The following is a 19,093-nucleotide window of genomic DNA, read 5'->3' on the forward strand; positions in this document are numbered from 1 at the left end:
TTATAACATGCTGTCCAGACGGACAACTGTATATCCCTGTTCTTTAATTAAGTTAAGTATCTTTTTTAATAGCAGGTCACTGTCCGGCATCCGATCGTGTAGAAGGATGATAGAACCGGGGCGTAACCTTTTCTGAATACGCTTCAAAACTTTCTCTTTGGAAAGTTGCAGTGTATCGAGTGTTCTGATATTCCAGCCAACAGGAGTGTATCCCAATATGCGGACAGCTTTTGCTATAGTAGGATTCGTGACTCCAAACGGTGGGCGGAATAACTTGATTTTCTGCGAAGTTACTCGTTCTAATGCAAACTGGCAAGCTTGCAAGTCTTTTTTCATCCTCGACAGGCTGTACAAGGGAAAATGATTAGTGTGGGTAAAAGAATGATTACCAATCAGATGTCCTTCGTAGATGATTTGTCGGATCAACTCTTCATTCTCTTGTATTTTGTGACCGATGCAGAAGAAACAAGCCGGTATTTGTTGTTCTTTGAGTACTTGCAATACTTTGGGAGTTTGTATCGGGTCCGGTCCATCATCAAAGGTGATAGCTACAATTTTATCTTCAGTCTGTTTCTTGCAAAATACCTTGAGATAGATGTTAGAACGGATGTTGCAAGATGCATAGACTAGAAAGATAATCAGTAATGTGATCAGGATTTCTACTATCATTGTCTTTTCCGGATTAAAATAAGTGAATGGTTAATGGAGTGATAATGATTATATATCAGAACTGTCTGTCCCGGATTTAGATTCTCTTCAAAAGTTTTAGCCACTTTCCATAAAGCAAAGGAAGATGCCGTAGGATATTCACCACATTCATTCTTAAAGGTAGTGCATGTTGCTGTGGGAAACAGGCTGTTTTCTAAATCAGTATACAGGGTATCTCCTTTCGGGTTTCCATTTTTACCGGTAACAAACCAATCGACTTGTCCGGCTGTTAATCGGTTGCTTTGCAAAAAGCGATGAATCTTTTCAGCTACTTCCTGTGTACTGTTCGCATGAATAAAAGTTGATATACCGGCAAGTTCTGCTAATGTGGATTCGGTGATTTCTCGTCCCAGCAGGAAGAACTGAGCACCTTCGCCTGCTTGTATGCTCCTTAGCAGTCCCAGGCGTTGTTGTATAGTGTGACTGTTAGGGGTAATCTCATCAATAGCTCCTATAAGGACATTTTCATCACCTTCCCAGATTCTCATCATACCGTCCAATAGTGCACTTTCGAAACTTAATCCCCGGTGCACATACGTCATGTTGTAAGCATGTATCTGGCGGAGTAATGCTATTTGGGCTCCGATGGTGTTGAAGGTTGACTGGATAAAGGGTGTCGGATTCAGTAGTTGTTCTTCATTCTCAATGATTGTGTTCAGGAACTTCTCTGTATCTGCCAGGCATCCGAGTCCGGTTGCGGTGATGATCGCATGTACTTTTTCGGAAGGTAGGGTACTGATACATTCCAGTCCGCAGGCAACTCCCATTTTGATGATCCGGCTCATACGCCTCCGTAGTGTGGCATTTGTGATAATACTCTTGTAGTCCGGTTCGTTGGCGGATAAATAAGGGGATTCTCCGGAAACAGTATCCGCGTGAATAGAAGCAATATGATTGATATAGACAGGTAGCATCATTTCTCTTTTAATGTGGAAAACAGGATCGAAGAATCATTTCCACCGAATCCAAAAGAATTCGATAGTACATTACGAATGGGTAGTCCCTCGCGGAATGAGGTTTCGGGCATCAACTTGTTTTCTCCTATAGGTTCTTTGAAGTTCAGATTGGGATAGATGCAACCATGATATACGGAGAGAACAGAATAAACCGCTTCAATTCCTTCCGAAGCTCCTAATGTATGACCAATAAACGCTTTGACAGAACTGAACGGAGGAGTTTTATCACCAAAAATCCGCCGGATAGCAAGTCCTTCTGAAAGATCATTACTTGGAGTTCCTGTGCCATGTACATTGATATAATCAATCTCTTCGGGAGGGATTTCACTCTTAGCTATGGCTTCTGTCATAGACCAGAATGGTCCGTTTCCTTCGGGTGAACTGCCGGTCTGATGAAAAGCTTCATTCACATTCGAATATCCGCTTAATAAGCAATAAGGCTCTTTCCGGAGTAATTTCTCTGATTGAAGGACAATATATCCGGCTCCTTCTCCTAAGTTGAGGCCTGCACGGGATGCGTCAAAAGGACGGCAGTGTTCCTTATCCAAAATCATAAGTGAGTTGAAGCCGTTGAGGGTAAACTTGCACAAGGCATCTGTACCTCCTACAATGGCAGTGTCCAGTTGACCGTTCCTGATCATGCGGGCTCCTAACATGATAGCATTAGCTGCTGATGAACAGGCTGTACTGATAGTGGTTACAAAGTCATTTACTTTCAGATAATCCGCTATCATTTCAGTACTTGCACCGCAGTCATGAGAGATGACTTCCCGTAATCTTCCTTTTCTATTGTCCTTTTTAAAGGCATTGTAGAAATGTTCACTCAAATCCATACCGCCTACAGAGGTGGAAGAAATGAAACCTACACGCAAAGTATTCAAATCTAACCGGGCGTCATCGACTGCTTCCCGGGCAGCTAACATGCCTAATAAGGCTGTCCGGGAAAACGTTTTTTGTATATCTAAAGAGAGTAACCGTTTTAGTTCTTCATTACTGTATTTTACTTCTGATACGGGTACATTCAGTTCCGTTGGGAAAAGGGTTACTTTCCCCATACCATGCTGATGTTTCCTGAGTGAAGCTATATTTTCTGCAACACCCAGACCAATACCTGAAACAACACCTAAACCAGTTACATATATCTTCATTATTTTTGATTTTCAGAGATATAGTTAGCCAATGTACGTATTGAGTAGAAAATCTGTTTCCCTTCTGCAGGATTCTTTATTTTGATTCCATAGTTACGCTCTAAAATAAGAATAATTTCAAGTGCGTCAATAGAATCAAGTCCTAAACCACCGTCACCAAACAGAGGCTCATTGGGATCAATCTCTTCGGGTGTGACTTCTTCAAGATTCAGTTCTTCTATTAATTCTCTTTTTAGTTTTTCTATTAATTCTTCCATATCAATGTTGTACTTCTATTAGTTTAAAATCAGCTTTATACTCTTCCATTAAAAGGTTGCACCATCCGGTGATGCAAGCTTTTAAATTACTTTTCTTCATTACAATTCGTGCATATTCTTCCAATTTGTCTGCATCGAATTCTTTTTCTATGAAGAAAGTATTTTCTCCTTGTATTTTATGACGGATACATATCTCACCTGCTACAACGTTAGGCAGAGTGTATACAAATACCGTCGGACTGGCTGCATGGTCACCTTCCTGATTGATAATCATCTGATGACGAATATCCGTATTCAGTGAGGCGGCAGCATTAACCAGCAATATACCTATTTCTTCCGGTTGAAAGTTTTTCTCCTTTAACAGATATTCAACAGCAGTATATCCCAGTTTGCAAAGGTCGTCCATTTTGTAGAATTTCATGTTACTTCCGCCTGTATTTTTATATGCTTCGCGGACAAACTGCGCAAAGTTTGGGGCAGATGATGAAAAAACGGTCTCTCCATTCATACTTAAACAGCTATTCTCAATGGAAACAGTTGCGGTTGTATGAACTGTCACCGGTGATTGTACTCTTGAGGACTGTTTTTGATATGCGGGAAGTGTCAATACGATAGCAGCATTACAACCTCCGAAACCGGATGCTGTTTTGATACAATGCTTCATGGGTATTTCCTGATGGTCAGCTTGCACCAGAATAGGCATGCTGACACCGGGCTTTTCATAGCCTAATGTGCCGAATAGTACGTTTTCCTTTAGTTCGTGAATACAGATAATAGATTCAATCACTCCCGATGCCCCTAAAGTATGACCGAAATAAGATTTCAAACTATGAACCGGAACGGTTTCCAATCCGGCTAAATGAATAGCTTTCGATTCCATTTCATCGTTATAGACAGTAGCCGTTCCATGTGTATTCATGAAACTAACGTCTTCGGCAAGGACTGCGGCTTCTTCCATGGCCTGCCGTATGGCGAAGTAAAGTCCGTCTCCTGTACGTGACGGGCCTGAAATATGATTGGCATCGTTACTAATGGCTCCTCCGGACAGGATGATATCCGTATCGTTTCCTTCCGAACTCAGCAGGATAGCACCACAGGCCTCTCCTAAATTGAGTCCGTCTCTCCGGGCATCATAAGGGCGGCATCTTTCGGAACTGATGGATCTGAAAGATAGAAATCCGCTGGTAATGAAGTGGGAGAGGATATCACCTCCCGCTACTATGACTTTCTTGTATTTGCCGGATTCGATCCACCGCTTTGCTACAATCAAAGCGGATACTCCTGATATGCAGGCATTAGAAATAACTTCTACCCGGTTGCCGGCCTGAAAATATTCGCTTATTCTTCTTCCCATTTCCCATAGATGAACTCTGATATCAAGGTCGTCGGGATGATTGGCCAACAGGTCGATATTACCTTTAGTAGTGGATAGGATGAGGCCGCAGTCTTTATCCGCCAGATTCATTTCGGAATGGGACAGAATATCCTGAATGGCAAGTATGAATAATTGTTCCAAGCGTGTGTACGTACCCAATTTCTTTGCTCTTTCCCATTGTTCCGGTTGAATCGTGGCAGCTAATATAGAAGTATCAGATATGATTCCTGCTTCATGCCTGGTGATTCCGCTCCGATATTCCCGGATTGCTTTTATATTCTCCCGGGTATTTGCTCCTAAAGAACTGATCAGAGTATCAGCTGTGATATATACAGTTATAGGATGTTCCATTTCCTTTTCCACTCCTGATAAAAGGCCGGAGTTGCTAACTCCAGCTCCCTGTTAGTATTTAGAAAAACCTGAGTTGTACTTCCGGTAGCAACGATATTGTTGTCTGTGGCCCGGTATAGTACATATTCGAATTTAATCTTGGCAGCTTCACAAGAAATGTATCGGGTTTCAATGATAACTTCTTCACCGAAGGATAAGGATTGCTTAAATTGGCAATTTAATTCAACGATGGGTACCATATATCCTTCACTGTAGATATCCATATATCCTAAACTATAATGCTTTCCGAAAGACTCTCTTCCATCCTCAAAATAGCATACATATTCACCATGCCATACGATTTGCATGGAGTCTATTTCACTGAAACGTACCTTTATTGTGGTGCGGTCAATGAGTGCAGGTGTATGCAGATTCGTTTTTTGCCTCATTTCTTATCTAAAAATATTTTCATCCTACATTCTGCAATCACTCCTTCCGTAGTACTTACACAAGCAGATACCAAAGTAATGTCGAATACCTCCTGAATAACCGTAATTTCAGTGGATAATTCCTGTCCTGTCTCCGGTAAACGATGAAGGGTTAATTTATCTACCGAACCGATAAAGCCTAAGGGTACCGGTTCATTTTTCTGTAAATAGATATATCCGATCCGTGCCGCTGCCGATTGGGCTATGTGTTCAATAATACCTGCTTCCTGCAATTTGCCTTCCTGGCAGAAGATATTATCGTCAGTGACTGTGAGACCTGAATAGGAACAATTATCTTCAATGCCACAGAATGAATCTACCATAACGATTGGCGGTCGTTGTGGTATCAGGTTCAGGATTCCTTCACCGGATATGATAGGAGTTCTTTTCATTTCAGCTTACATTTTACAATACTGTGTCCCAATCCCAGGTTATCATATATTTCCTCTATTTCCAGCCCTGATTCTTGAATGCACCGTGCCATATCGTCGGAGTGATACATTTTGCTGTTACCATTTGCCATAGCAGTAAAGTATATACTGATCTGTGTCAGGCAGTAGGCAGCAGTTTCGAACTTCTGTCGGTCCCAGAATGTTTCCATGATGTAGAGTCGCCCTTCTGTAGACATGGACTGAGCAGCCCGTGAGAGTATACTGATAACTTCTTTCTCGGAAAAACAATCCAGAAACTGACTCATCCAGATCGCATCAAAACCTTTCGGGAAAGGTACATTTTCATCGAGAAGATTTACACCATGTCCATGAATACGCTCGTGGCCGGAAATTTTTTCCGTCTTTTGCTTCATCATTTCCAGTTGTTGGGGTAAATCCATAATGGTAACTTCTACTTTCTTGTTGTATTGCACACATTTGGTAGCCCATCTACCTGTATTGCCTCCTACATCAAGCAGAGTTCGGGGAGAGTGGCTGAATACGATTTCGAGTGCCTGATCGAAAGAATTGTCCGAATAAAAATGGTCGAAGCCGAACCAGCTTTTCTGTGCCTGCCCGGGTAAGTCGGATAATCCCTCGTAAATAGTAGGCCAGTCTCCCAGTTCTTTCAAACCTTCGGGGCGGCCATTTACCAACGCTTCTTCCAGGTGGAACAGACCTTTGTAATTGACGTCCTGATTAAAATTCATGTTCACTTGTGCCATCTCATCGTTCAACAGGAACCATCCGGCCTTTGCCAGTATATATTGATCGTCTTTTACCAATACAGTACCTATGGTGAGGGAGGCTTCCAGTAGAACTTGTGCTGCATATCTGGATAATTCGGTTTTCTGGCTGATCTGTTCCAGTGACAGACCTTCCCGATTATCGGATAGCAGGCGGAAAATACCGAATTTCAGCATCAGGCGTGAGACCTGAAATACGACGGGGCCAAAAGCGATTTCCTGAGCCAATCGCTGTGCTTGCACAGCGGTGAATCGCTCTTTGGCATATTTCTTTTGTAATGAAGGGAATAGTTTCATTCTGTTGATTTTTGTTTATTCAGATGGCTTCCAGAAAGAATAATAGTTAAACCATTGTTCGGGATATTGGCCGATTATTTTTTCCAGAGCATTCACATATTGTTCCAATAATAATTGTTCTGCTCTTTTCTCTTTCGAACCGGACACTTGCTCCGCAAGTATAAAATGGAAATGATAGGTTTGTTTAGCCTCCCGCATGGCAAAATAGAAGACTACCGGAACTTTCATCCGCGATGCCAACAGGAAAGGACCGATTGGAAAACGTGCTTCGTGTCCCATGAACTTGCAAGTCAGTAGTTTATCTGCATTCAGATAGCGGTCTCCTTGAAAACAGACATATTCTTTATGATCCAGTGCCTCTGTAATTTTAAATATATGTGCCAGATTATCTTCGTTGACCGGTATAATCTTGTAAGGTTGCTGCTGCCCGTTCTTTTTCAGTATTTCTTTAATCTTTTGATGTTCGGCATCGTACATCACCACATTCATTTTCTTGCTGTAGTCATTGAAAAAAGGAGTTCCGATTTCCCAATTGCCAACATGTGCACCGATCATGATTACTCCCTGATCTCCATCCAATACATTTAGAAACTCCTGATAGTGGTTGAACTTGAAATGATACTTGTCGATCATTCCATTTCCAATGGCTACCTTGTCTATAAGTATCTGTCCCAAACGATAATAGTTGTTCAGCAATAGTCCCACCGACTGTATGCGGTTTCGTTTTAAAATACGACGGGCATATTGCCAGATACTCTTTGTTGCTTTCGGAGCGAACGGAATAAAATAAAGAACAATCAGAGACAGAAAACCATAAGCGGCTTTTACACCACAATACCTGATCAGGTAAATGAAAAACAGGTATCCGGATACACCGCCACGGGTTTTACCTTTCCACATCTTGTTTATTCGTTTTTGTTTTCGGCCATACGTGTGATGACGAGATTATAGAAGTCCTGGAACGTTTTGATTCCGACAAAATCTTGCCCGGTTACATTAAAACCGAAGTTCTTTTCAATCAACACTACCATATCTACCAAGTCCAGACTGTCTAACTCAAGGGTTTGCATGAGCGGAGCATCAGGCTGGATAAGATCGATATCTACTTCAAATTCCTCGGATAAGGTTTCTCTTATCTTTTCAATGATTTCTTCGTGGGTCATACTTATATTACTTTACTTTTTTAATAATTAATGTAGAATTGGTTCCTCCGAATCCGAATGAGTTTGAGAGGAATGTATCAAATTCCATATTTACTCGTTGGGCGGGGATATTAAGTTGGGCAGATGCTTCATCCGGCTCTTCGAAATTCAGATTGGGAGCAATGAAGTTATTTTGCATCATTAAAGTAGAATAGATTACTTCACTGGCACCTGCCATCCACATTTCGTGACCGGTCATAGACTTGGTGGACGTCACGTATGGGCGATGTCCTTCAAATACCTCTGCTATGGCTTTTGCTTCATTCAAGTCACCTATTGGTGTAGAAGTGGCGTGCGCATTGATGTATTTAATTTCATCCAATGCGATTCCGGCATTCCGGATGGCCATTTCCAATGAACGCTTTGGCCCGTCTATATTAGGAACAGATATGTGATCTCCGTTGGATGAAAAACCGTAGCCGATAATTTCTGCCAGTATGGGGGCTCCTCGCCTGACAGCTGATTCATAACTTTCCAGTACCAGGCTGGCGCCACCTCCGCTGGGTACAAGCCCGTCCCTGTTTTTATCAAAAGGTCTGGATGCTTTCTGGGGTTCAGCTTCACGGTTGGAAAATGCACTTAACCCGTCGAAGCTACCCACAGAGAATGGATTAACTTCCTGTGCGCCACCACAAAGAATGCAGTCCTGCAATCCCGATTTGATAAGCAGATATCCCATGCCAATGGCGTGGGAACCGCTTGCACAAGCACCGGAGATTGTGAAGTTTACTCCTCTGAGTTTAAAGATGACTGACAGGTTCATCGACACAGTTGAATTCATCGACTGGAAGATAGAACCGGAACCTACCAGGACGGTATTCTTCTTTTCCCGGATAATATCCACAGCATTAATAATCGGTGCAGTGCTACTATCATTTCCATAGAGTACTCCTACTTCGTTCGCTTCCAGGAATGCTTCATCGATACCTGCATTTTTGAAGGCTTCCACACTTGCCAGATAGGCATATTCTCCTTGTTCAGGCAGGCAGAGACGTTTTCGTCTGTCCAGCATCTTTTTGAGATCAGGGCGCTCCAATAAGCCGGTCAGTGCAGACAGATATCCCATCTCTTTCCGTTGAGGATCAATGCCGATGCCCGATTTACCGTTATATAATGAGTCTGTTACTTCGCTCAGGTTTTTGCCGATGCATGAGTAAATCCCCATTCCTGTAATGACAACTCTTCTCATGTATGCAGTCCTCCATTGATTGAAATAACCTCACCTGTAATGTAAGAGGCATTGGGAGATACTATGAAACTTACGAGATCAGCTACTTCTTCCGGTTCGCCGAAGCGTCCGGCAGGGATATGTTTTTTCCATTCGTTCTCGTTGATATCTTCGGTCATTTCCGTGCGGATGAATCCGGGAGCCACCGCATTGACGGTCACGTGCTTCTTTGCAACTTCCTGAGCTAATGCCTTGGTAGCAGCAATGACACCTCCTTTGGCGGCAGAATAATTGGTCTGCCCGGGCATGCCTTTGATCCCCGATAATGAGACGATGTTGACAATACGTCCGAAGCGTTTGACAAGCATGTTCTTAAGCAATGCCTGGGTGACATAAAAGAAGCCGTTCAGGCTGGTGTTCAGTACCCCGCTCCATTCTGCTTCGGTCATCCAAAGCATCAGGTTATCTTTGCGGATGCCTGCATTATTTATCAGCACCTCGATATATTCATCCGGATGTTGTTCGCTCCAGTTATTTAAAGCTTCGGATACTGCCTTTGGATCAGTAACATCGAACTTCGATAGTTCTCCATCACCTCCTTTTTCACGAACTAATTGCAGTGTGTTTGCCGCTTCCTTATCGTTGCTTTGATAATTTATCAGCACGGTATATCCCATTGCTGCCAACCTGATGCTGACAGAACGTCCTATGCCCCGGCTTCCGCCTGTTATTAATGCGTATTTCATTTATAAATTGAATTTCTTATTTTTCAAGTATCCACTCATAGCCTCTATTTCCTTGTACTTGGGAGTATCCTGGGTAAATACAGGGAAAAATGCCCGGATCTCATTGTATACGCAACGCGATTCCGTACTGAGCTTTTCCTGTATCTTTAAGTAATCTACAGCCTGTACGATACCCATAAACAGGATGCTCATAACCTGGAAAGAATTCTCTATGACTGTTTTGGCTATTAACGCAGAATTAGTTCCCATGCTTACAATATCCTGATTATCATTGTTGTTTGGGATACTGTGTATATACATGGGATTAGATAACGTCTGACACTCGGCTGTTGTGGAAGTAGCAGTAAATTGTGAGGCTTGTAACCCATAATTCAATCCTAATACTCCCAAATTGACAAATGGAGGAAGTATTCCGTTGATGCGATCATGGAACAGATAATTCAATTGGCGTTCACTTAGCATTGTCAGTTTCGTTATGGCTATTTTCAGTTTGTCCATTTCAAAAGAGACGTAATCACCATGAAAGTTTCCGCCGTGATATACGTTTTGGGTTTCCGGATCAACAATCGGGTTGTCGCAAGCTGAGTTAATTTCGTTTATCAATACTTCTTCCGTATTTATAAGGGTGTCATAAACCGGTCCCAATATTTGTGGAGTACATCTTAACGAGTAATAAGGCTGCACTTTATGTTCAAAAATCTTTTCTTCATGTTTCTGTCCGTACAGTTCATTCTCTCTTTTGAGAGTACATTTACTGTCGGACATCCAGACTCTCATCATTTCAGCTATCTTTTGCTGCCCTTTATGAAGTTTGGCATCATTTAGCGGTTGAGAAACGAAATCATCATACGATGCGGCAATTTCATTCATCATTACCGAGGCGCATACGGACCAGTTGAGCAATTGGCGGGCATAAATCAAGTTAACAATGCCAATGCCTGTCATAACAGAAGTGCCGTTTGTTACTGAAAGCCCTTCACGGATATGTATGGAGAAAGGTTTGAGATGATTCTTCTCAAGTACCTGGGCGGTGGGTTGTAGCTGCCCTTGATAGAACACTTCTCCTTCACCGATCAGCGTCAACGCTATATGCGCCAATTGCACTAAATCGCCACTGGCACCTACACTGCCATGCTCCGGTATATACGGAAAAATATCCAGGTTAATGAACTTGACGAGTAGTTCGACCAGCTCTGTATGTATACCTGATTTCCCTTGAAGAAAAGTGAATAATCTGGCAATCATTGCTGCTTTCACATAAAGAGGAGGCAATGGCTTTCCCGCTCCGGTAGAGTGGCTCCTGATGATGTTGTATTGTAATTCCGTTAATGATTTATCTTCAATCCTATATTGAGCCATAGGACCGAACCCTGTATTAATTCCGTAAATAATTTTATCACTGGAGAAATCCTTCAAGAAACGAAAACTCTTATCTACTTCTTGAATACATTCATCGGAAATAATTACTTTTTCATCATCAAACAGTAGCTTTTGGAGCGTTCCCAAATTTATATATTTGCCGACTATCATAGTATACTTCATTGATATAGACTGCAAAAATAGCTATTTTATATCAATAATAGATGTCTATGCAAAATAAAACTTTTTTTTGCAAGGTGGTTTTTGACGGACCTGAATATATTGTAAATAATGTTATTCGGTAACAGCTTCCAATAATTTTATCTCATGGCTGGTATCATTCGTATTGCAGCTTCCATTGAATTTAGCCTGTGATTCTATTTCCAATTTTGTGGTATAGATATTGCCCTGCATCACACAGTTGGCTTTCAGGGTGAGTTCTTCCTTCACGTATGCATCACCGATGATAGTTCCGTGAAGGCAAGCGTGTGTACAAGACAGGTTGCCGTGTATTTTTCCTTCCGGACCGATGACTATTTTCCCGGTACACCGGATATTTCCTTCTACAGTTCCGTCGATACGCATATCTCCATCGATGGAACAATCACCTTTAATTAAACTTTGACTGGAAAGCGTGGTTAATTTATTGCTTACCTTATCTTCTATTCCTTTTTTTGAGTTAAACATACTAGTGTGCTTTTATAGTTTTTTATCCTTCTACGCGGGTTACTTGCTTGATGTTCTGTATCTGTTTCAGATTATTGCAGATGGTTTTCACATCATCCACATCATGCACGTACAATTGGATGTTTCCTTCAAAAATACCGTCTGTTGTTTCAATGGACAACTTACGGATATTTACATTCAGCTGACGCGAAATCACCTGTGTTACTTCGTTCAGCAATCCCATGGCATCTATACCTTTTATATATATATTCACCAGGAAGGAGAGTTCCTTATGGGTATCCCACTCTGTAGCCAGAATACGGTTTCCGTAACTGCTCTTCAAACGTGCGGCGACGGGACACTGGCGTTTGTGGATAATGATACGGTCGTTTTCGTCCATATATCCCAGTACATCGTCACCCGGAATGGGGTGGCAACATTCTGCCATGATATAATTCTTCTGGATATTCTCTTCCGTCAGTTTCAGGATTTGCTTCGTATTGATTTTCTCCTTTTCTTGCAGTGGTTTTTCTTCAATCGGTTCTTTGTTGTCCTTGTTACCGCCGAACGAGAAGGTGAGAAACTTCTTCCAGTTGGTTCCTTGTTTCTCTTTCAGGGCATTTTTATCCAGGTCGCCCAATACGATCTTTTTATTGCCGATGGCTATCAGAAACTCGTCCCGGTTCTTCATATTATGGGCTTTCACCAACTTGTCTATCAACAGGTCGTCCAGTCGCAGCTCTTCTTTTTTGAAGAATTCATTCAGAAGGGTTTCGCCTTCTTTCTGGCTGTTCCTTTGCTCTTTGCGCAGGATGGCGGCTATCTTGGCACGGGCACGGGCAGTAGTGGCAAATACTTCCCATTCCGGCTGTACGCGTTGTGATTTGGAAGTCAGAACTTCCACCTGGTCACCACTTTGAAGCTTGTGGCTCAGAGGGACAAGCTTATGGTTTACTTTTGCGCCGATACAGTGGCTACCGATGTCAGTGTGCAGGGAGAATGCAAAATCCAGTGCCGTAGAGTTCTGCGGCATAGTCTTGATTTCGCCTTTGGGAGTAAACACAAATATTTCCGATGCAAACAAGTTCAGCTTGATGGTATCGAGGAAGTCAATGGCATCCGGTTGAGGGTCATCAAGTATTTCTTTGATGGTGCGCAGCCATTTATCCAATTCGCCTTCATCTTCGCCACCTCCGCCTTCTTTATATTTCCAGTGGGCGGCGAAACCTTGTTCGGCTACGTCATTCATCCGTTCACTGCGGATTTGTACTTCAATCCATTGCCCGTTGTTTCCCATAAGGGTGACGTGCAAGGCCTGGTAACCGTTGGCTTTGGGATGACTCACCCAGTCGCGCAGACGGTCGGGGTGGGGTTTGTATATTTTGGAGATGGAGACATAGATATCAAAACAATCGTTCAGTTCTTCGTCCGCATTTCGTGGTTCAAAGATAATACGTACGGCAAGTAAGTCATAGATTTCTTCAAACGGTACATGCTTGGTCTGCATCTTGTTCCAGATGGAATAGATGGATTTAACACGCGCGAGAATACGGAATTTCAGCCCCATTTTGTCCAGCTGGGCACGTATCGGAGCAGTGAAATCATTGAATACTTTATCACGTTCGGTTGCTGTGGCTGCCAGCTTTTCTTCGATTTCCTGATACTCTTCGGGATGTTCGTACTTGAAACTCAGATTCTCCAGTTCTGTCTTTATCTTGTACAGTCCCAGGCGATTGGCGAGGGGAGCATAGATATACAATGTCTCGCCTGCAATTTTGAATTGCTTGTTGGGAAGCATCGAACCTAACGTGCGCATATTGTGCAGCCGGTCGGCTATCTTGATCAGAATTACGCGTATATCATCGGACATCGTCAGCAGCAACTTCTTGAAGTTCTCTGCCTGTGCCGAAGCACGGTCACCGAAAATACCACCGGATATTTTGGTCAGCCCGTCTACAATCTGGGCGATTTTCGGGCCGAATATGTTTTCTATGTCTTCTACGGTATAGTCCGTATCTTCTACCACATCGTGCAGCAAGGCGGCACAAATGGATGTAGAACCAAGACCTATTTCGTTGCATACAATTTGTGCCACAGCGAGGGGGTGCATAATGTAAGGTTCGCCCGAACGGCGTTTGATGCCCTTATGCGCCTGATTGGCAAAGTTGAATGCCTTTGTTATGATCTCAATACGCTTGCGGTGTTTGGTTGCCAAGTAGTCGTTTAACAGTTGCTGGAAAGCCTGTTCAATCATTTCTTCTTCGACTTTTTCTTTATCTTTCTGGCCCACATTCTCTTCCATATCCTGTTCTCCTTTCTTCAGTTGCTGCAAAAATAAGCAATTTTCAACATCACGCAAGCATTTGTGCCTTTATTTATATATCTTCAATTGCTTTCCGGCAGAAATGTTGGTATTGCGCAATCCATTCCAACTCTGAAGTTGTTTGACGGTGACGCCATAACGACCTGCAATGGCACCCAGTGTTTCGCCACTCCGTATCTTGTGGTAAGTCAGCTTCCCGTTGCCCGTTGTAGCGCGTCTTGCTGTAGAGCGGGTTTCGGGGATGGCTACAGTACGGCGGTTTTTGAATAATTCATTAGAACGGTGGGCGTAGATGGTGTCCTGGCTGTCGATAAATGTACTGATGTAATTCATTGGCAGGCGGAGGGTTTGCGCCTTGCTTTCACCGGGAATTATATTCTTTTTATATTGAGGATTAAGACTTTTGATCTCTTCCATACTCACGCTACAGATATCGGCAAGCTGTTCGAAATGTAAGTTTTTTGTTACCTGTACTGTGTCTGTTGCGTCGGGAATGTTGGTTTCCATGGGGCAGATGTTGTGCTTGCAGTAGTAGGTCATCACATAGTTGGCGGCGATAAACGCGGGCACATATCCACGGGTTTCTTTCGGCAAGAAGTTATAGATTTCCCAATAATCCGTTTTCCCTCCGGCACGGCGGATGGCTTTGTTGATGGTGCCCGGACCGCAATTGTAGGCGGCAATCACCAGATTCCAGTCTTGGTAAATGGCATACAGATCCTTCAGATAGCGCGCGGCAGCCCAGGTAGCCTTGATTGGATCGCAGCGTTCGTCAACGAGACTGTTGCTTTCCAGGCCATACATTTTCCCGGTAGCCAGCATGAACTGCCACAGTCCGCGAGCTCCTGCGCGCGAACGGGCGGAAGGGTTGAGAGCGGATTCGATAATGGGCAAGTATCTGAGTTCGAAGGGCAGTCCGTAAGTATCGAGTGCCTCTTCAAAGATAGGCATGTAGAAATTGCAGGCGCTCAGCATGAACGATACATTATTGCGTAAGCGTCCTGTGTACATATCTATGAATTTACGTACAATTTCATTGTATGGCATTTCCATCACGGCAGGGATGCGGCTGAGACGGTCGATGTAGACGGAATCACTGAAAAACGGATTCTCGGTGGAGGTACTGCAATCTTTGCCTAAATCAATATAATTCTTTGCTTTCCAGTCGTTGAGCAGGCTGTCCAGCGGATAGGTCATACTTGGAGGAAGTTCGATGCTTTCCTTCCTTTCCGTCCCGTTGTCGCGGATGAGTACATCCACGCTTTCTTGCGCTTGCACCTGGAAGGTGAAGAGTGACAGACAAAACAGGAACGGAGTGGCGATAAACTTCTTCATATTTACAGATTTATTCTTCATGTGTGATTATTCTTTGGTATGGCTTTATTCTCATTTAAAAACGGAAACTGCATTGCAGTCCGACGGATTTATTGGAGGTACCGGTGCTATATTGGTTGTTGATAACAGCCGGTTCTATTCTCATACTGAGGTCGGGCGTTATATCGAAATTAGATAATTCCGCATCTACATACGCATCGATAACCGATATCAGATAAACGCCGATAAAAGCGAAGATACTCAGGTCGCGATATCGACGGTATGTATCCTTTCGTTTTCGGAGCGTTTCTACTATTTGTGTCTGGGGAACCTTTTTGACATATCCCGGGGGGAGCAGGTCGTTGATACTGCTGGCATCCCAGTTGCCTTTGGAGGCATCCTTGTACGCTTGCATGTAGTCTTTATACATTTTCCCGTTCCAGGTCAGTGCATATGCACATCCGGCAAAGCCACCATATATAATAGGTAGTTTCCAGTATTTCCGGTTGTAGATCTGTCCCCCTCCCGGAATTACCAAAGCAAGCCATGTCGCTTTGGTCGGATTGGGAATAAAAACTTTTTTATTGAGTTCTTTGTTCAGACTGTCCGTTGGCGTATCGGGCACTTGCGGGGTGGGGGCGGAGGTCATCTCCAACAAACGCTTTTTATTTTCGGCAGCAATACTGTCGGCTACTGCGAGGCTATCAGCGGTTGAAACCCGTTGCAGAATAGGATCGCTTAGTGCATCCAGGCTATCCGGTACAATTTGCGATATCTTCCGCAATGTGTCCGCAAGCTCTTTTTGCTGTCGTTTGGCAGCGGCACGCGGACGGTCCTGCCCATACATAGCAATCCCTGCCGTCTGCACGAGGCAAAGCAGCAGGGCGATACACCATTGATATGTTTTAGTTCCTTTCGTCATTTATTTTTTTAGAGTATCGAGTATGCCGATAATACGTTCTAAATCCTCTTCGTTATTGAACGGGATACTGATTTTACCTTTTCCTTTCTCCGAACAGGTCAGCTGCACTTTGGTGCTGAAGAAGCCGGATAGCTGTTGTTTCAGCATATTAAATTCTTCGGGCAACTTGGCTCGTTTGGGAGCTATCTTGCGTCCGCCGCTTTTCACGGTTTCGCCTTCGCTCAGAGATTTTACTAATTCTTCCACCTTGCGTACGGAGTATCCGTGCTCGATGATTTCTTCGAATATCTTCACTTGCAGCTTCGGATCGGCCAGAGTGACGAGTGCACGGGCATGCCCCATGTCAATCTGCTTGTTTTGTATGGCCATCTGAATAGGTGCAGGCAGCTTCAACAGGCGCAGGTAGTTTGCGATGGTAGTGCGCTTTTTACCTACACGTTCGCTGAGGCGTTCCTGCGTCAGGCCGTATTGTTCCAACAGGTGCTGGTAGGCAAGAGCGATTTCCACAGAATTCAGGTCTTCGCGCTGTATGTTCTCGATAAGCGCCATTTCCATGACGTTTTCGTCGTCGGCGGTGCGGATATAGGCGGGGATACTTGTCAGTCCGGCAAGTTGCGAGGCGCGGAAGCGGCGTTCTCCGGCAATGATCTGATATTCATCGTCCGAGAGCTTACGCAAGGTGATGGGCTGAATGATACCTATTTCAGAGATTGAGTCGGCAAGTTCCTGAAGTGCCGTTTCGTCAAATTCATGACGTGGCTGATTCGGGTTGACGACAATCTTCGACAACTCTATTTCGTTGATGGAAGAAGAGCCTTCGGTCTGCACTTCGTCCATTGAGAGCAGAGCGTCGAGCCCGCGTCCTAATGCATTTCTTTTTTGTGCCATGGTTCTTCGTTTTTAAGTTAATTGTTGCGACTAATCAGTTCTTTGGCAAGTGCCATGTGGTTTTTGGCTCCTGTGGAGTCTGCATCATACAAGATGGTAGGCAGACCATAACTGGGGGCTTCACTCAGTTTGACGTTGCGTTGCACCACGGTTTCGAACACCAGTTCCTGGAAGTGGCGTTTCACTTCATCATAAATCTGGTTGGCCTGGCGCAGGCGTGAGTCGTACATGGTCAGCAGGAAACCTTCGATTTCGAGTGCCGGGTTCAGTTTCGACTTGATAATTTTGATTGTATTCAGCAACTTACTGATGCCTTCCAATGCAAAGTATTCCGCTTGTACGGGGATAATCACAGAGTCGGCTGCGGTCAGTGCGTTGATGGTAATCAGTCCCAGTGAGGGCGAGCAGTCTATCAAGATATAATCAAACTCTTCCTTCAGCGGGGCAAGTACTTCTTTCAATATCTTTTCCCTGTTTTTCAGATTGAGCATCTCTATCTCGGCGCCCACCAAGTTTATGTGTGAGGATATCACTTTCAGTGTATCAATCTCGGTGTCATGGATGGCTTCGCGGACATCAGCCCGGTCGATAATGCATTCGTAAATAGTGCATTCCGACTGCTTGATGTCGACACCCAAACCGGAAGAGGCGTTTGCCTGCGGGTCTGCGTCCACAACGAGCACTTTCTTTTCCAGGGTGGCGAGTGAGGCTGCGAGGTTAATCGTAGTCGTTGTTTTTCCTACACCACCTTTTTGATTTGCCAAAGCAATAATTTTTCCCATAATCTTAGTGTTTATTGGCAGCGAAATAAGTGATAATTCCGTATTGCGCCTACTAAAAAAGAGAAAGATTGCAAAATCTGTTGATAAGTCGCCTTTTTTGTTAATAACTCAAAGCCGTTTTATTTCATTTCGACCTGTTCCGGCACTTTTCGTTCTCTTGTTCAGCTTGCAAATATACGTAATTATCTTGAAATGAAATATCTTTTTTGTCTCGCTTGCAGAAGATTAAGATTTGTTTTAAGTGCCTGTCCGCATTTGGGGCGTGGTTTGTGCGAATAATCATGCGTTCTGCACTTTCATCTCTTTCAGCGGCTTTAGGCCGTTGTGTGTAAGGTGTTTAGACTGAAATCTCCGGTCGGGGACGGCTTTCAGTGCTTTCAGCCTGTTACCGTATCAATATCCTTTGCTTCGTCTTCCGGCTTATTTTTGGTCTGTACCCGTTCGCGTTCCAGCGTTTCGGGGCGCAGCATTTCGTGGGGGAAGTACTTGCTTAGCGGGTAACGGAAGAAATCCATGTCTTGGCGTAGCCTTCCCACCAACGTGCGATCCGGTTTGAAGTAGATGCGTGAAACCCGCACCTTGCCCGGCATCACGTCATCGGGATGTTCGAAGCCTTCGCTCGTTATGGCGAGGTTGAAGGAGCCGAGTCCTCTGATGGTGACGGACTCGCCCTCTCTGAGCGCTTCTTCTATGTATTTGGGCAGGTCCACCAGTACACTTTGCACGTCGCCTTCGCTCATGCCTTTACGGCTGGCCATGCGCTGTGCCAGCTTTTCGGTAGTTACTCCGCCGCGTGGTTGCAGGGTGCGCTGCACAGCGTAATACAGTTGCTTCATTCCTTCCTTGGAGCGGAAGAGTTTCTTCCTTACTAAATAAATCATTCCCATATCTTTGTTCTTGTTGATTGATGTTGCTGATGAGGCCTATGCTTCTCAATGTTAGCAGCATAGTACCCTAATGCTTGGAACTCATATTCCTATGGATTGT

The 19,093-nt window shown here is 43.9% G+C and carries 20 protein-coding genes; all 20 read right to left on the reverse strand.

Annotation, left to right across the window (positions count from 1 at the left end):
• Nucleotides 1-669, reverse strand: coding sequence for a polysaccharide deacetylase family protein (locus K6V21_RS10625; protein WP_224321748.1), 669 nt, complete (start codon nucleotides 667-669; stop codon nucleotides 1-3).
• On the reverse strand, nucleotides 666-1,622 hold the full coding sequence (locus tag K6V21_RS10630; protein ID WP_224322024.1) for a beta-ketoacyl synthase chain length factor: 957 nt from the start codon (nucleotides 1,620-1,622) through the stop codon (nucleotides 666-668). Before K6V21_RS10630 ends, K6V21_RS10625 begins: the two co-directional genes overlap by 4 nt.
• Nucleotides 1,622-2,812, reverse strand: coding sequence for a beta-ketoacyl-[acyl-carrier-protein] synthase family protein (locus K6V21_RS10635; RefSeq protein WP_224321749.1), 1,191 nt, complete (start codon nucleotides 2,810-2,812; stop codon nucleotides 1,622-1,624). The genes K6V21_RS10630 and K6V21_RS10635 overlap by 1 nt, the downstream gene beginning before the upstream one ends.
• Nucleotides 2,812-3,069 carry a phosphopantetheine-binding protein gene (locus K6V21_RS10640; RefSeq protein ID WP_118217082.1) on the reverse strand — a complete coding sequence of 86 codons (258 nt, stop codon included), beginning with the start codon at nucleotides 3,067-3,069 and terminating at the stop codon, nucleotides 2,812-2,814. The genes K6V21_RS10635 and K6V21_RS10640 overlap by 1 nt, the downstream gene beginning before the upstream one ends.
• Before the next feature lies 1 nt (nucleotide 3,070).
• Complete coding sequence (locus K6V21_RS10645) at nucleotides 3,071-4,795, reverse strand: beta-ketoacyl synthase N-terminal-like domain-containing protein (RefSeq protein ID WP_224321750.1); 1,725 nt, start codon at nucleotides 4,793-4,795, stop codon at nucleotides 3,071-3,073.
• Nucleotides 4,780-5,223, reverse strand: a complete 444-nt coding sequence (locus K6V21_RS10650; RefSeq protein ID WP_224321751.1) for an acyl-CoA thioesterase — start codon at nucleotides 5,221-5,223, stop codon at nucleotides 4,780-4,782. The genes K6V21_RS10645 and K6V21_RS10650 overlap by 16 nt, the downstream gene beginning before the upstream one ends.
• Nucleotides 5,220-5,654 carry a hydroxymyristoyl-ACP dehydratase gene (locus K6V21_RS10655; RefSeq protein ID WP_044262457.1) on the reverse strand — a complete coding sequence of 145 codons (435 nt, stop codon included), beginning with the start codon at nucleotides 5,652-5,654 and terminating at the stop codon, nucleotides 5,220-5,222. Before K6V21_RS10655 ends, K6V21_RS10650 begins: the two co-directional genes overlap by 4 nt.
• Nucleotides 5,651-6,736 (reverse strand): class I SAM-dependent methyltransferase, encoded by a 1,086-nt coding sequence (locus tag K6V21_RS10660; RefSeq protein WP_224321752.1) that lies wholly within the window; start codon nucleotides 6,734-6,736, stop codon nucleotides 5,651-5,653. Before K6V21_RS10660 ends, K6V21_RS10655 begins: the two co-directional genes overlap by 4 nt.
• A gap of 15 nt (nucleotides 6,737-6,751) precedes the next feature.
• A complete protein-coding gene (locus K6V21_RS10665) occupies nucleotides 6,752-7,636 on the reverse strand; it encodes an acyltransferase (protein WP_224321753.1) in 885 nt (294 codons plus the stop codon).
• 5 nt (nucleotides 7,637-7,641) lie between these two features.
• Nucleotides 7,642-7,899 carry an acyl carrier protein gene (locus tag K6V21_RS10670; RefSeq protein WP_007212332.1) on the reverse strand — a complete coding sequence of 86 codons (258 nt, stop codon included), beginning with the start codon at nucleotides 7,897-7,899 and terminating at the stop codon, nucleotides 7,642-7,644.
• Nucleotides 7,900-7,906: 7 nt separating this feature from the next.
• A complete protein-coding gene (locus K6V21_RS10675) occupies nucleotides 7,907-9,127 on the reverse strand; it encodes a beta-ketoacyl-[acyl-carrier-protein] synthase family protein (RefSeq protein WP_224321754.1) in 1,221 nt (406 codons plus the stop codon).
• Nucleotides 9,124-9,852 (reverse strand): 3-oxoacyl-ACP reductase FabG, encoded by a 729-nt coding sequence (gene fabG / locus K6V21_RS10680; protein ID WP_224321755.1) that lies wholly within the window; start codon nucleotides 9,850-9,852, stop codon nucleotides 9,124-9,126. The genes K6V21_RS10675 and fabG overlap by 4 nt, the downstream gene beginning before the upstream one ends.
• A complete protein-coding gene (gene hutH / locus K6V21_RS10685) occupies nucleotides 9,853-11,382 on the reverse strand; it encodes a histidine ammonia-lyase (RefSeq protein WP_224322025.1) in 1,530 nt (509 codons plus the stop codon).
• Between the two features lie 123 nt (nucleotides 11,383-11,505).
• Nucleotides 11,506-11,898, reverse strand: a complete 393-nt coding sequence (locus K6V21_RS10690) for a polymer-forming cytoskeletal protein (protein WP_217715431.1) — start codon at nucleotides 11,896-11,898, stop codon at nucleotides 11,506-11,508.
• A gap of 22 nt (nucleotides 11,899-11,920) precedes the next feature.
• Complete coding sequence (locus K6V21_RS10695) at nucleotides 11,921-14,179, reverse strand: RelA/SpoT family protein (RefSeq protein ID WP_224322026.1); 2,259 nt, start codon at nucleotides 14,177-14,179, stop codon at nucleotides 11,921-11,923.
• A gap of 69 nt (nucleotides 14,180-14,248) precedes the next feature.
• Nucleotides 14,249-15,556 carry a lytic transglycosylase domain-containing protein gene (locus K6V21_RS10700; protein ID WP_224321756.1) on the reverse strand — a complete coding sequence of 436 codons (1,308 nt, stop codon included), beginning with the start codon at nucleotides 15,554-15,556 and terminating at the stop codon, nucleotides 14,249-14,251.
• Between the two features lie 34 nt (nucleotides 15,557-15,590).
• Complete coding sequence (locus K6V21_RS10710) at nucleotides 15,591-16,436, reverse strand: DUF5683 domain-containing protein (protein WP_224321757.1); 846 nt, start codon at nucleotides 16,434-16,436, stop codon at nucleotides 15,591-15,593.
• Nucleotides 16,437-17,324 carry a ParB/RepB/Spo0J family partition protein gene (locus K6V21_RS10715; protein ID WP_007212341.1) on the reverse strand — a complete coding sequence of 296 codons (888 nt, stop codon included), beginning with the start codon at nucleotides 17,322-17,324 and terminating at the stop codon, nucleotides 16,437-16,439.
• Between the two features lie 17 nt (nucleotides 17,325-17,341).
• Nucleotides 17,342-18,106: a ParA family protein gene (locus K6V21_RS10720; RefSeq protein WP_007215132.1), complete on the reverse strand. Its 765-nt coding sequence runs from the start codon at nucleotides 18,104-18,106 to the stop codon at nucleotides 17,342-17,344.
• A 377-nt stretch (nucleotides 18,107-18,483) separates the two neighbouring features.
• The gene (locus K6V21_RS10725; protein WP_224321758.1) at nucleotides 18,484-18,993 is read right to left on the reverse strand and encodes an HU family DNA-binding protein; all 510 of its coding nucleotides are present in this window, start codon (nucleotides 18,991-18,993) and stop codon (nucleotides 18,484-18,486) included.
• Nucleotides 18,994-19,093: the final 100 nt, after the last annotated feature.

It is taken from the genome of Bacteroides cellulosilyticus (assembly GCF_020091405.1).
In the GTDB taxonomy this organism is placed as follows: domain Bacteria; phylum Bacteroidota; class Bacteroidia; order Bacteroidales; family Bacteroidaceae; genus Bacteroides.